Here is a 15210-nt window from a genome sequence, read left to right on the forward strand (position 1 = left end):
TTCAGTGATATTCTTTATAGATTTATAATTTTTCTACTTTAGTGATTTTTCCTTTACCCTGTGTCACTACATTCACAGCAGCAGTAATGGCTGCTAAAATATTTCCCGGAACAGGTGTAGGACCTCGCGGTGCTTCCCGCTTCACAGGAACCACTTCTTCGGGGGCGTACTTGTTGACCAATGTAATCAACAACTTACCTAAATAAATCACAATCAGCAGAATAACAAACACGGTAGCCATTCCGACCACCATCAGCAGGATCGCTGTTTCGATATTTTCCATATAATAAACTATTAGTAATTTAAGTTGTTCGTCTAAAAAGCGTTCGAAAATACCAAATTTTTATTATAAAATAAATTAAGAAAGGAATATAATGTATAAAACTGTCATTTCTCTGATTGATAATCAGGGTATTTATGAGCAGAAACTTATTACAAAAAAATGTGAGAGAAAGCCCCTCAACTTTCTCTCACACTCTGATAAAACAATTATTAAATAAAAATACTCAATGATAAACCGGTTTAGCCCTCATCTGGTTTCATACCCTCTTCTTAACCTATTAAATTACCAGATAAAACCGGTCTTGTTAAACCTCTCATGCACCATCACGGCTTTCATTCTTTTAATTAGCGTAGCAGTCTAGTTGAAAAACCCTTTTAAGCCAACTTGTTTGATCGGGAAAAACAAGCCTTCTAAAACTCATATAACCCTGGTGAGGGAACCATTTCTGACCTACGTCTCCGGCAGGAATTTTTCATCTGCCCACTGTCTATTGTTTGCTTTGAGCCCTAGTTTGTTTTCTTTTCGAAATATTGTTTGTTCTGAATTTAGCTTGTTATTCACTACAAGGCTTTCTATTGTTTGTTTTGAGCTCCGGCCTTTATTCCTAATAAGGAAGATGGCCGGATAATTCCTTCTACAACATTTAATCTTCTAATCAATTCTACCGTTTTTTTCAAACATCATTAAATAGCTCTTATATTAGAAAGAGAAGCATTCGTTTGTTTTTTACCAAGAAAAAATGAAGAAAATTTGAAGAAAAACAAAAAAACCTCTCCTGACTATCCAGAAGAGGCTTTTTTTTATTGCAAAATAATTTCTTTCCCTCGAATTTGATAACTGATTCCACACGAGCCGAAGACTTTTTCCAGTGTGGCGTTCAGGTCTTTCGTCAAAACCGTCCCGTTGTAGGTCAATCCCTCGCACTTCTCGTGCCCGACGACTGTTACCTTAAATATATGTTCAATATCTGCCACTACATTTATCAGCGGATCGTCTTCATACCCCAACACCTCGGGGAACTCCGATTCTTCTGCCTTTTTCTCTACCGGCACAATCTTGTTCTCATCGCAATGCACGCTTTCTCCGGCAAGCAATGTACGCTTACCTACAGCAGTCTCGACTTTCACGCTTCCTTCCTCACAGTTGACGGTCATCTTCTTTCCCTGCTGATCGATGAGGAATTTCGTTCCCAGTACGGTCACGTCGCCGGCTTCTGTACGGACGGTGAATGTCTTGCCTTTGGTTACATTAAAAGAGGCTTTACCCAACAGTTGCAATTTGCGCTCCCAAAGCCATGTGATATGATTGTAAGTCAGGCGGGAATTTTCCATCACCTGCACAGTGCTGCCATCCGGAAATTCATAGTTCATAGCCGTATTATCAGTCACCACCTTTTCTTCTGCCAGGAAGTAACCGCCTATCCCCAAAAGAAGGACAACTGCCGCTGCCGCTCCCCATGAAAAAGAGAAACTTCTTCCCGTACCTTGCTTTCTTCTCCGGCTTAAGGCGATCTTATGGCTCTCCTCACGTTGCAACTTCAGCTTATCACCTATTTCTTTTTTACGAGAAAAGATTTCGCCAACCAGAGGAAGTTTTCCTTCTTCTAAGTATTTATCTAAAGATTCTGTCCACTTTTCCATATCTCACACCTCAATTAAAAATCCACAAATTAGCTGCTACCAACAACAAGAAAGATTTGCTCATACGCTCCCGCAAACTGGAGATAGCCATATGAGTAGTATTATAAACCGTACGTGAAGTGAGTCCCATCACCTGGGCTATTTCTTCCGGACTCATCTTCTTATAATACTTAAGATACAATACCTCCCGCTGTTGCTTTGTCAAATTGTTCAGCTCTTTCTGCAAAACTTCTAGCTGTTCTTTTTCTAACTCTGAACGGATAATAGCAGTTTCAATATCAATCTCCAGATCAAACTGATATTCATTTGTGCCTACTTCATCCAGTGATTTTAATGAGCCACTATTCTCCTTTTTCAGTTCGTTCACTATCATGTGTCTCAACGAAACACATAAGTAAGCGGGTATGGATTGAGGAGCCGCGCAAGTTTCTCTTTTCTCAAAGATGTAAACAAACAACGACTGTATCGCCTCGGTTACCAGAGTCTCATCACCGGCTATCTTCATGCCATATCCATACAGTAAATCTGCATATTGCTCATAAAGCTGCCGGAATGCCTCTTCATCCCCTTGCTGAATTTTATCCCAGGATAGTGTCTTCATTTCTATTCACTCATTTATATGAGATATGTTTTTCCTTTTTTTACCTGATTTTTTAGTTAAAATCAACGGAATATGTTTTAAAACTCACTTGTAAAGTGGAATTTGATGTGTTTAAAGTCCATCTGCGCCATCTGAAGTACATAACCGGAGTCTGCCAGGAACACATCGCGCCCTTCTCTATCCTTTGCCATATACTGGTATTTACGTTTCTTGAAGGCTTCCAGTTCTGCGGGATCATCGCTTTCTACCCAACAGGCTTTATAAAGACTTACCGGTTCCCAGCGACAGGACGCATTGTATTCATTCAACAAACGGTACTGAATGACCTCAAACTGCAACTGTCCCACCGTACCGATAATCTTACGGCCATTGAACTGATTGACAAACAACTGTGCCACACCTTCATCCATCAACTGATCGATACCTTTCGCCAACTGTTTCTGCTTCATCGGATCGGCATTTTCAATATACTTGAACATCTCCGGCGAGAAGCTCGGCAATCCGCGGAAATGAAGCATTTCACCTTCTGTCAGCGTATCGCCAATCTTAAAGGTACCATTATCCGGCAGACCGATAATATCTCCTGCATAGGCTTCGTCAATCGTTGTTTTACGCTGTGCCATAAATTGGGTGGGCGATGAAAAACGCATGGTCTTTCCATGACGAACGTGCACATAGGGAGCATTGCGGACAAACTTGCCGGAGCAAATCTTACAGAATGCCACACAAGAACGGTGATTGGGATCAATATTGGCTGTGATCTTAAAGATGAATCCGGTGAATTTCGGTTCGTCGGGATTCACTTCACGCTCTTCTGCCTGTACGGGACGAGGACTGGGAGCTATCTCCACGAAACAGTTCAGCAACTCTTGCACACCGAAGTTGTTCAACGCTGATCCGAAGAATACAGGTGCACAATCTCCTGCGAGATAGGATTCCGAATCAAATTCGGGATAAACACCTTCGATCAGTTCCAGATCACCACGCAGCTTGTCTGCCAATGGCTTGCCAATCTGCTGATCCAGTTCTTCCGTATGAATATCGACTGCCACTTTTTCCGTTACCATCTGTTTGGATGGCTGGTACAAGTCCAGTTTCTGTTCGTAGATGTTGTATACTCCTTTGAAACGTGCTCCCTGCTCTATCGGCCAGGACAAGGGACGAACCTGAATCATCAGTTCTTCTTCGAGTTCATCGAGCAAGTCGAACGGATCTTTTCCTTCACGGTCCATTTTGTTGACGAAGATTATTACCGGAGTCTTTCTCATGCGGCATACCTCCATCAGTTTACGCGTCTGCGTTTCCACCCCCTTCGCACCGTCTACAACGATGATAACACTGTCTACAGCAGTCAGTGTGCGGTATGTATCTTCAGCAAAGTCCTGGTGACCCGGAGTATCGAGAATGTTGATTTTATAATCCCGATAGTCGAACTCCATCACGGAAGTCGTTACCGAAATACCACGTTGTTTCTCGATTTCCATCCAGTCGGACGTAGCCGTCTTTTTTATCTTATTACTCTTTACAGCACCTGCTACCTGTATCTGACCACCGAAAAGCAATAGCTTTTCCGTCAATGATGTCTTACCGGCATCCGGATGCGCAATAATGGCGAACGTTCGCCGTCTCAAAATTTCTGTATTATCTGCCATAGTTATTAAATTGAGAATTGAAAATTGGAAATTAAAAAATGATACTCAAAGTGGTTTCTTTTTTATTTCTCAACTCTCAATTTTTAATTTCCAATTTCTCCAGGCATCGTTGGAGACTTTCCTCCCAATGGGGGATTTCGATGCCAAATGTTGTTTTTATTTTTGTTTTATCAAGTACAGAGTATGCCGGACGGTTGGCCTTTGCAGGATATTCGGCTGTATGCAGAGGTTTCACTTTGCAGGAGGTTATTCCTGCCAAGCGATGAATAGCCACTGTGAAATCATACCAGGAACAAACGCCTTCATTGCTGAAATGGTAGATGCCGCGGACTATACCTTTATTTATAATGGTATAGATGGCACGTGCCAGGTCATTAGCATAAGTCGGGGTTCCGATCTGGTCGAAAACAACTCCCAGACTGTCACGCTCTTTTCCAAGACGGATCATTGTCTTCACAAAATTATTGCCGAAAGTGGAATAAAGCCATGCAGTACGGATTACGACTGCTTTCTCGCAATAATTCATCACGTCATATTCTCCTTCCAGTTTGGTGGTGCCGTATACGGAGTCCGGACAAGGGTCGCAATCCTCCGTATACGGAGTGTGTGCAGTACCGTCAAAGACATAATCGGTAGATACCTGTATCATGGCGGCTCCGTTGAATTGTGCCGCACTTGCCAATTGTTTCGGTGCTTCGCAATTCAATTGATAGGCTAGTTCCGAATTATCTTCCGCTTTATCTACGGCCGTATATGCGGCACAGTTCACGACAAGCTCAATCCGCTTCTCTGCGATATAAGCCCAAACGGCTTGCTTGTCACAGATGTTAAGCTCCTCTACATCCGTGAAATAATACGTATGTTGCGGGTTCTCTTTTGCAAGCACCTGCATCTCATTGCCAAGCTGACCGTTGGCACCCGTTACCAAAATTCTCATTTATTCATCCAGTTTTAATTCACCTTTACGGTCTTTATCATAATAGTTTGCCAACATAGAAAGGAAACTAGTGATAGCTTCCACTGCCTTAGCAGTACCTTCACTGATAGGCTTTTTTTGAAGACGAAGCAGGAGCACTCCATACAACGCCTCAAAACAGGTCTCCAATTCGGGCTCGTCTTTCTTGCCGTTTTTATTCCGTAATTCTACTATAAACGGCAATGCCTTGAAATAGGCGGCACTGTAAAAAGGAAATTTAGGAGAAGAAGCCAATGCGTTATGCAATTCTGTCAGATTGATAATCACATTCTTATTAATCTGCAAATGACCTTTTTCCCGTACTCCTTCCTCACTCATCATCGTAATCAGGTTGGTATACCATTCTCTCATGGCAGGCTGCTGATCTGCCGGATAACGGGCAATTATATTTACCTCCATCTCTTCCGGTTCACAATGATTGGCGCGGATCAAGTCTTCCTCTTGCCACATATATATAAGGTACTCGGCAATATTCTTCTCTTTCAGTTGTTGTGCTATCTGATTCATAAGTTATCTCTTAATAAAGTGATTCTCCCAACAAAGTAAAAATCAGTCCGGCAAGGGATACCAGCATTACAATACTTCCTACAACACGATTCAGTATCCAGATACCACGCAAGTTGAATTTAGTGCGCACTTTGTTCACAAAGTAAGTAATCCCCAACCACCAGGTCAATGCCCCTATAGCAATAGCAACATATCCTGTAATCTCTTCGAACACCAGAACCCCCGGCTGCACAAAGGCAAAACGGGCGAAAAGTCCGATAAACAGAAAGATTATCAAGGGATTGGAGAGAGTGACGAAAAATGCGGTAATAAAGTTATGGAAATAAGAACCTTTGCTGGAGGAAGCCGGACGAATGGACTGCACCGGGTTGCTACGAAAGGTATATATACCAAAAAGGAGTAGCATGATGCTCCCCAATAATTGCAGATAGAAAATATTCTTATTAATATAATCGAACACAAAGCTCATCCCGTAGCCGGTGAGCAAAGCGTATGCTATATCGCTCAAAGAGGCTCCCAGACCTGTTACAAATCCATACCAACGCCCCTTATTCAAAGTCCTCTGGATGCATAATACGCCCACCGGACCGAGGGGTGCGGACACAACAACGCCAATAATAAAGCCTTTCACTAATATATCGAATATTGTCTCTATCTGAATCATGTCGCAAATATCGCACTTTTTTGTGATATGGGGATAGTATATTAACGTTTTTTCCACACAAGAATCACTATATATAGCGATAATAAGTAAAACGTACATCGAAAATAAACATATTAAATAAGGTATAGGAATTTATTCTCTATTTTTTTCCTACCACCAACGAAATTGATTATCTTTGCGCCACAGAAAAAGAGAAGAGTTTCTCCTGCAGGAACTTCAATCGTAAAATCGTAAATCGTAAAATCGTAAATATACAACATGATTCTTTTTTTCAGAACCCCTTCCAAGAGCGTGATTGCCGTAGAGAGCAACCATCAGCTCACCCCTGACGAAAGTAATAAACTCTGCTGGCTTTTTGGCGAAGCCGTGATGGAAAGTGAAGAAAACCTGAAAGGCTGTTTCGTTGGCCCACGCCGCGAAATGATCACTCCCTGGAGTACAAACGCAGTAGAAATCACCCAAAACATGGGGCTCGAAGGCATAAGCCGCATCGAGGAGTACTTCCCTGTTAAGGACGAAAATGCCGATTACGACCCGATGCTCCAACGCATGTACAAAGGACTCGACCAAAACGTATTCACGACAAACCGTCAGCCGGAACCGATCATCTACATTGAAGATCTCGAAGTGTACAACGAAAAAGAAGGTTTGGCTCTTTCCAAAGAAGAAATGGACTACCTGAAGAAAGTAGAAAAGGACCTCGGACGGAAGCTGACCGACTCTGAAGTATTCGGTTTCGCACAAATCAACTCCGAACACTGCCGCCACAAAATTTTCGGCGGAACGTTTATCATCGACGGCGTAGAGCAGGAATCTTCCCTGTTCCAGATGATTAAAAAGACTACACAGGAAAATCCGAATAAAATAATCTCTGCTTATAAAGATAACGTAGCCTTCGCTGAAGGTCCGGTTGTGGAACAGTTTGCTCCGGCAGATCATTCAAAACCTGATTTCTTCCAAGTAAAGGACATCAAGAGTGTTATCTCACTGAAAGCGGAAACTCATAACTTCCCTACTACTGTTGAGCCATTCAATGGTGCTTCTACCGGTACCGGCGGCGAAATCCGCGACCGTATGGGTGGTGGTAAAGGTTCATGGCCGATTGCAGGTACTGCAGTCTACATGACTTCTTATCCACGCACAGAAGAAGGACGCGAATGGGAAGAGATTCTTCCGGTACGCAAATGGCTATACCAGACTCCGGAACAGATTCTAATCAAAGCATCCAATGGTGCTTCCGACTTCGGTAACAAGTTCGGCCAACCGCTGATCTGCGGTTCGGTACTGACTTTCGAACATACAGAAAACAAAGAAGTTTATGGTTACGACAAAGTAATCATGCTTGCCGGTGGTGTTGGTTACGGTACACAACGTGACTGCCTGAAAGGCACACCGGAAGCTGGAAACAAAGTAGTGGTTATCGGTGGCGACAACTACCGTATCGGACTGGGTGGCGGTTCCGTATCTTCTGTTGATACCGGTCGTTACAGCAGTGGCATCGAGTTGAATGCCGTGCAACGTGCCAACGCAGAAATGCAAAAACGTGCCAATAACGTAGTACGCGCTCTTTGTGAAGAAGAGGTGAATCCGGTGGTTTCTATCCATGACCACGGTTCTGCCGGACACGTAAACTGTCTGTCCGAACTCGTGGAAGAATGTGGTGGTTTGATCGATATGAGCAAGTTGCCTATCGGCGACAAGACTTTGTCTGCCAAAGAAATCATCGCTAACGAAAGTCAGGAACGTATGGGTCTGCTGATTAAAGAAGAGGCTATTGAACATGTACGTAAGATTGCCGAACGCGAACGCGCTCCAATGTACGTAGTCGGTGAAACAACCGGCGATCATCGTTTCGCTTTCCAACAGGCTGACGGTGTACGTCCGTTCGACCTTGCCGTAGAACAGATGTTCGGTTCTTCTCCCAAAACCTATATGGTAGACAAGACCGTAGAACGTCATTATGAAATGCCGAAATACGAATTGTCTAAACTACATGAATATCTGACGAATGTATTGCAGCTTGAAGCTGTAGCCTGCAAAGACTGGTTGACAAACAAGGTAGACCGTTCGGTTACAGGCAAAGTGGCTCGTCAGCAATGTCAGGGTGAACTTCAGTTGCCGTTGAGCGACTGCGGTGTCGTAGCACTCGACTACCGTGGCGAGAAAGGTATCGCTACCTCTATCGGACATGCTCCGCAAGCAGCATTGGCTGATCCGGCTGCCGGCTCTATTCTTTCTGTATCCGAAGCGCTGACCAATCTTGTTTGGGCTCCAATGGCGGAAGGTATGGATAGCATTTCACTGTCTGCCAACTGGATGTGGCCTTGCCGCTCTCAAGAAGGTGAAGATGCCCGTCTTTACACAGCTGTAAAAGCTTTAAGCGATTTCTGTTGCGCGCTGCAGATCAATGTTCCTACCGGAAAAGACTCTCTGTCTATGACACAGAAGTATCCGAACGGCGAGAAAGTGATTTCTCCGGGAACTGTGATTGTTTCTGCCGGTGGTGAAGTTTCCGACGTGAAGAAAGTGGTATCTCCGGTATTGGTTAACAATGAAAAGACTACGCTTTATCATATTGACTTCAGCTTCGATGAACTGAAACTGGGTGGTTCGGCTTTTGCACAATCTCTGGGTAAAGTTGGTGACGAAGTACCTTGCGTACAAGATGCCGAATATTTCCGTGATGCTTTCCTTGCCGTACAGGAACTTGTCAACAAAGGATTGATTCTTGCAGGACACGATATCTCTGCCGGTGGTTTGATCACTACATTGCTCGAAATGTGCTTCTCTAATGTAGAAGGCGGTATGGAAATCAGCCTCGACAAGATGAAAGAACAGGATATCGTTAAGATTCTGTTTGCTGAAAATCCGGGTATCGTTATCCAGATCAGCGACAAGCATAAGGATGAAGTGAAGAAGATTCTGGAAGATGCCGGCGTAGGCTATATGAAGTTGGGTAAACCGACTGATGAACGTCACATCCTGGTATCTAAAGACGGAGCTACTTACCAATTCGGTATCGACTATATGCGTGATGTGTGGTATTCTTCTTCTTACCTGCTCGACCGCAAACAATCTATGAACGGTTGTGCTAAAGCACGTTTCGAGAACTACAAGATGCAGCCCGTTGAATTCGCTTTCATGCCGGAATTCAAAGGCAAGCTTTCTCAATATGGTATCACTCCGGACCGTCGCACTCCAAGCGGTATCCGTGCAGCTATCATCCGTGAGAAAGGTACGAATGGCGAACGCGAAATGGCTTACTCACTCTACCTGGCAGGTTTCGACGTGAAAGACGTGACGATGACCGACCTCATCAGCGGACGCGAAACATTGGAAGATGTAAACATGATCGTCTATTGTGGCGGTTTCTCTAACTCCGACGTATTGGGTTCTGCTAAAGGATGGGCAGGCGCATTCCTGTTCAACCCGAAAGCTAAAGAAGCATTGGATAAATTTTATGCACGCGAAGATACATTGTCATTGGGTGTCTGCAACGGTTGCCAGCTGATGATGGAACTCAATCTTATCAACCCGGAACTGAAGAAGAAAGGAAAAATGCTACATAACAATTCACACAAATTCGAATCACGCTTCCTTGGTCTTACTATCCCGACTAACCGCAGTGTGATGTTCGGCTCTTTAAGTGGAAGCAAACTGGGTATCTGGGTAGCTCACGGAGAAGGAAAATTCTCTTTGCCATATGACGAAGATAAATATAATGTAGTAGCGAAGTATAGCTATGATGAATATCCGGGCAATCCGAACGGTTCCGATTATTCTATCGCAGCACTGGCCAGCGCAGACGGACGCCACTTGGCTATCATGCCTCACTTGGAACGTTCCATCTTCCCATGGCAGAACGGTTGCTATCCGGCCGACCGCAAGAACAGCGATCAGGTTACTCCATGGATAGAAGCGTTTGTCAATGCCCGCAAGTGGGTGGAAGCGAAAATGAAATAAATCATTTCCATATTTTACAGAGGCTGGTACTTTAAATAGTGCCAGCCTCTTATTTTACGGAACTTTCCATTCTACCGGAAGACTTCTGATAGATACCAAAATACCGAAAACAAACAGTATATACAAATAGTTATAAAATAGTCTATTTTCTTCATTTTTGGAGCGCTGTTATCTTTCATCAAAATTTTGTAATATCAAAAAATCTTCTTAATTTTGTCAAACTTTCCCCCTCATAAAAGATTCAATAACCCTTAAAAGTCCTATTTGTATGAAAAAATGGCTTTTTCTAATCTTATTGTTTCCTCTAATTTGTGTCGCGCAGACGTATCGATATCTCGGAGTGGAGGATGGGTTAAGTAACCGGCGGGTTTACTGCATTCAAAAAGATAAAACCGGATACATGTGGTTCCTCACGCACGAAGGTATTGATCGATACAATGGAAAAGAGTTTAAACGATATAAGTTAATGGATGGTGACGCAGAAGTGAACTCTCTGTTAAATCTAAACTGGCTTTATATTGATCAGGAAGGAGTCTTATGGGAAATCGGAAAAAAAGGAAAAGTATTCCGGTATGACCAGATTCACGACTGCTTCAGTCTTGTATATAAATTACCGATGGAAAGTTTCAGCGAACAGCCGGACCCGGTCACTTATGCCTGGCTCGACCAGAACAAACACATCTGGCTATGCAATAAAGATACTATCTTTCTCTATAATACGGACACCAAACAAGTCACCCATATAAAGAATGATATAAGTGAAGAAATCACTGATATTGAACAAATAGACGAATCGCATTTCTTCATCGGTACGGAAATGGGGATTCATTATGCCCAATTAGAAAACAACGCATTGAAACTTATCAATTGCGATAAGTTGGAGAGCGTGAAAGCCCAAGTAAGCGATTTACACTTCGACAAAAAGATTCGGAAACTATTCATCGGCACTTTCTTGCGGGGAATTATGGTTTATGATATGAATACCAAATCCGTCATACGACCGGATTATAACCTGAAAGATATCAGTATCACACGGTTCAAGCCGCTAAATGACAAAGAGTTATTAATAGCTACCGATGGCGGAGGAGTACACAAAATAAATATGGATACTTATCAAATAGTACCCGAAATTGTGGCTGATTATAACAGTAATTGTGGCATGAACGGTAACAGTATCAATGACATTTTTGTGGATGATGAAGAACGGATATGGCTGGCTAATTATCCCATCGGAATCACGATACAAAACAACCGTTATACGAGCTACAAATGGATTAAGCACTCCATCGGTAATAAACAGTCTTTAATCAACGATCAAGTAAATGCCATTATTGAAGACAGAGAGGGAGATTTATGGTTTGCAACGAACAATGGCATCAGTTTTTTTAATTCAAAGACCGGACAATGGCGATCGGTGCTTAGTGCTTTTGAAGAGTCGCAAGGTAATAAAAGCCATATCTTTCTTACTATATGCGAAGTGGCTCCCGGAATTATCTGGGCAGGCGGGTACTCTTCCGGTGCTTACCAGATAGATAAGAAAACGTTCAGTGTCAGCTATTTCATGCCGCCTTTGTACACTCATACAAACAAGCGACCGGATAAATATATACGTGATATTCGTACAGATATGCAGGGTTATATCTGGTCGGGAGGATTCTACAACCTCAAGCGTATTAATCTGAAGACGCAGGAAGTACGGTTTTATGATGGATTAAATTCCATTACCGCCATCGTTGAGAAAGATGAAAAAAGTATGTGGATCGGTAGTGCCACCGGCCTATGTCTTTTAGATAAAGAATCCGGAAAATTCGAGCGCATAAAACTTCCGGTAGAGTCGAGCTATATCTATTCCCTGTACCAAGCAAAAAACGGTTCATTGTATATAGGTACCAGCGGGTCGGGACTATTGATTTACGATATTAATAAAAAACTGTTCACTCATTACCACACGGAAAACTGTGCTTTGATATCCAATAATATCTATACCATATTATCGGATGCGGACAAAGATATAATCATGAGTACAGAAAGCGGATTGACAAGTTTTTATCCCAATGAGAAAAAATTCTATAACTGGACCAAAGATATGGGATTGATGACCACCCATTTCAATGCGCTATCAGGTACGTTACGGAAAAACAATAAATTCATTTTAGGCAGTTCTGACGGAGCAGTGGAATTTGACAAGGATATGAAATTGCCCAGAAGTTATTCTTCTAAAATGATTTTCAGCGATTTCAAGCTTTTTTATCAAACAATCTATCCGGGTGATGAGGATTCTCCGTTGAAAGCAAGCATCAATGATACAAAGGTACTAAAGTTAAAATACAATCAAAACATATTCTCTTTGCAGGTTTCTTCCATCAACTATGACTATCCTTCCAATATTCTTTACTCTTGGAGGCTAGAAGGTTTCTATGATAAATGGAGCAAACCCGGAACAGAGAACACGATTCGTTACACCAATCTTGCCCCGGGCAAATATACGCTAAGGGTACGTGCCATCTCCAATGAAGACAAACGCATCATGCTTGAAGAAAGAAGTATGGATATTATCATAGCCCAACCTTTCTGGCTGACATTCTGGGCCATGCTGGTTTATACAGCTATCCTTTGTCTCATTGCCATCGTCCTATTGCGTATACTGATTTTGAGGAAGCAACGCAAAGTCTCCGATGAGAAAATACATTTCTTTATCAATACAGCGCATGATATCCGTACCCCATTGACCCTTATCAAAGCACCTTTGGAAGAGCTACGCGAGAAAGAGGAGTTGAGCAAAGAAGGGATTTCGAACATGAATACGGCATTACGAAACGTAAATGCCCTGCTACGCCTGACGACCAATCTTATCAACTTTGAGAGAGCGGACGTATATTCTTCCGAGCTATATATTTCAGAGCATGAACTAAACACGTTTATGAATGAAATATTCAATGCATTTCAGCAGTACGCCAACATCAAACATATCAACTTCACTTATGAAAGTAATTTCAGGTATATGAATGTATGGTTTGATAAAGAGAAAATGGAGTCTATTTTTAAGAACATCATTTCGAATGCATTGAAATATACTCCCGAAAATGGAAATGTACAGGTTTTCGTTTCTGAAACAACAGATTCATGGAGTGTGGAAGTCAGAGACACAGGAATCGGAATTCCGGCTAACGAACAAAAGAAGCTGTTCAAGCTCCATTTCCGCGGCAGCAATGCCATTAACTCCAAAGTAACAGGAAGTGGTATCGGTCTGATGCTTGTATGGAAGTTAGTCCGTTTGCACAAAGGAAAGATTAATCTGTCAAGTATCGAAAACCAGGGATCAGTTATCAAAATAACGTTCCCCAAAGACAGCAAGCGTTTCCGGAAAGCACATCTGGCAACTCCGAGCAAACAGCGTATAGAAATCGAAAACGTTCCGTCTTCATCGCCTGAAATCTACGAAAACGCACAGAAGAAAGAGAACATAAATCATCGTCGTATCTTAATTGTGGAAGATAATGATGAGTTGCGCAACTATCTGTCGCAAACGTTATCCGAAGAATATGTCGTACAGGTTTGTTCCAATGGAAAAGAAGCACTGACGATTATTCCCGAGTACAAGCCGGAGCTGGTTATTTCAGACATTATGATGCCGGAAATGCGGGGTGATGAATTATGCCAGGCTATCAAGAACAATATCGAGACTTCCCACATCCCCGTTATCCTGCTGACTGCTTTGAATAATGAAAAAGATATTCTCTCGGGACTTCAGATTGGTGCGGATGAATACGTTGTGAAGCCATTCAACATTGGTATACTGAAAGCAAATGTGGCCAATCTGTTGGCTAATCGTGCACTCTTGCGCAGCAAATACGCAAATCTGGATCTGAATGATGAGGAAAATGACGAAGACTGCATCAACTGTTCACAGGATATTGACTGGAAGTTTATTGCAAACGTTAAAAAGAATGTGGAAGACAACATCGACAATCCGGCTCTCACAGTAGATGTGTTATGCAGCCTGATGGGAATGAGTCGCACAAGCTTCTACAACAAATTAAGGGCGCTAACCGATCAGGCACCGGGAGATTATATCCGATTGATTCGTCTGAAACGTGCCGTACAATTACTAAAAGAAGACACACATAGCATAACAGAAATTGCAGAAATGACGGGATTCAGTGATGCCAAGTACTTCCGCGAAGTATTTAAGAAGCATTTTAATGTAAGTCCCAGCCAGTATGGCAAAGAGAAAAAAACAGCTAGTAAGGAAGGAGGAGAAAAGAAAGAATGAACATTTATCTCGAAGCATTTGGAATCTTTTTTAAAATAGGCGCCTTTACCATTGGAGGAGGGTATGCAATGGTGCCACTGATTGAAAATGAAATTGTCACCAAGCGAAAATGGATTGCGCAGGAAGATTTTATAGACCTGTTGGCTATCTCCCAATCCGCTCCGGGAATTCTGGCAGTCAATATTTCTATCTTCATAGGATATAAGCTGCGTGGCATCCGGGGAAGTATTATCACAGCATTGGGTACTATTTTGCCGTCTTTCATTATTATATTAGCTATCGCCCTGTTCTTTCATAGTTTCCAAGACAATCCGATAGTGGAACGTATTTTTAAAGGAATCCGCCCGGCAGTGGTGGCACTCATCGCGGCACCGACATTTACCATGGGACGATCCGCTAAAATCAACCGCTACAATCTGTGGATTCCTGTTGTCTCGGCATTATTAATCTGGCTGTTGGGCTTCTCCCCTATCTGGATTATCATTGCTGCCGGTGTAGGAGGATTCCTGTGGGGAAAACTTAGAAAAGTCAAGAGCTAAGAAAGGAGAGTTGAGAAGGCACGGATTACACGGATTAACGCTGTTATTTTACAGATTCATAATTCCAAAAACTGCGAAATCCGTGTAATCCGTGCCTAAAATTATTATATAA

Annotated in this window: 10 protein-coding genes; 3 read left to right on the forward strand and 7 right to left on the reverse strand. The window is 42.6% G+C overall.

Annotation, left to right across the window (positions count from 1 at the left end; all coding sequences use genetic code 11):
- Positions 1-22 precede the first annotated feature (22 nt).
- The 7 genes from NXV01_RS22780 to NXV01_RS22810 form a co-directional block, all read right to left on the reverse strand.
- Positions 23-283 (reverse strand): OadG family protein, encoded by a 261-nt coding sequence (locus tag NXV01_RS22780; protein ID WP_148364674.1) that lies wholly within the window; start codon positions 281-283, stop codon positions 23-25.
- A gap of 800 nt (positions 284-1083) precedes the next feature.
- Complete coding sequence (locus tag NXV01_RS22785; protein ID WP_148364673.1) at positions 1084-1923, reverse strand: FecR family protein; 840 nt, start codon at positions 1921-1923, stop codon at positions 1084-1086.
- 10 nt (positions 1924-1933) lie between these two features.
- Positions 1934-2524 (reverse strand): RNA polymerase sigma factor, encoded by a 591-nt coding sequence (locus NXV01_RS22790; RefSeq protein WP_008999793.1) that lies wholly within the window; start codon positions 2522-2524, stop codon positions 1934-1936.
- Between the two features lie 77 nt (positions 2525-2601).
- On the reverse strand, positions 2602-4176 hold the full coding sequence (locus NXV01_RS22795; RefSeq protein ID WP_008025990.1) for a peptide chain release factor 3: 1575 nt from the start codon (positions 4174-4176) through the stop codon (positions 2602-2604).
- 76 nt (positions 4177-4252) lie between these two features.
- Positions 4253-5113: a dTDP-4-dehydrorhamnose reductase gene (gene rfbD, locus NXV01_RS22800; protein WP_004300950.1), complete on the reverse strand. Its 861-nt coding sequence runs from the start codon at positions 5111-5113 to the stop codon at positions 4253-4255.
- Positions 5114-5659 (reverse strand): DUF4924 family protein, encoded by a 546-nt coding sequence (locus NXV01_RS22805; protein ID WP_008774797.1) that lies wholly within the window; start codon positions 5657-5659, stop codon positions 5114-5116.
- Positions 5660-5669: 10 nt separating this feature from the next.
- Complete coding sequence (locus NXV01_RS22810) at positions 5670-6323, reverse strand: LysE family translocator (RefSeq protein ID WP_008774798.1); 654 nt, start codon at positions 6321-6323, stop codon at positions 5670-5672.
- Positions 6324-6581: 258 nt separating this feature from the next.
- Between NXV01_RS22810 and purL the strand changes: the two genes are divergently transcribed.
- From purL to NXV01_RS22825, 3 genes are all read left to right on the forward strand, one after another.
- On the forward strand, positions 6582-10286 hold the full coding sequence (purL, locus tag NXV01_RS22815) for a phosphoribosylformylglycinamidine synthase (protein ID WP_148364671.1): 3705 nt from the start codon (positions 6582-6584) through the stop codon (positions 10284-10286).
- A 268-nt stretch (positions 10287-10554) separates the two neighbouring features.
- Entirely contained in the window at positions 10555-14559 is a 4005-nt protein-coding gene (locus tag NXV01_RS22820) for a response regulator (protein ID WP_148364670.1), read from the forward strand.
- Positions 14556-15098, forward strand: coding sequence for a chromate transporter (locus tag NXV01_RS22825; protein WP_074637854.1), 543 nt, complete (start codon positions 14556-14558; stop codon positions 15096-15098). The genes NXV01_RS22820 and NXV01_RS22825 overlap by 4 nt, the downstream gene beginning before the upstream one ends.
- The last annotated feature ends 112 nt before the right edge of the window (positions 15099-15210 follow it).

The sequence above is a fragment of the Bacteroides sp. BFG-606 genome, from assembly GCF_024788145.1.
In the GTDB taxonomy this organism is placed as follows: domain Bacteria; phylum Bacteroidota; class Bacteroidia; order Bacteroidales; family Bacteroidaceae; genus Bacteroides; species Bacteroides vicugnae.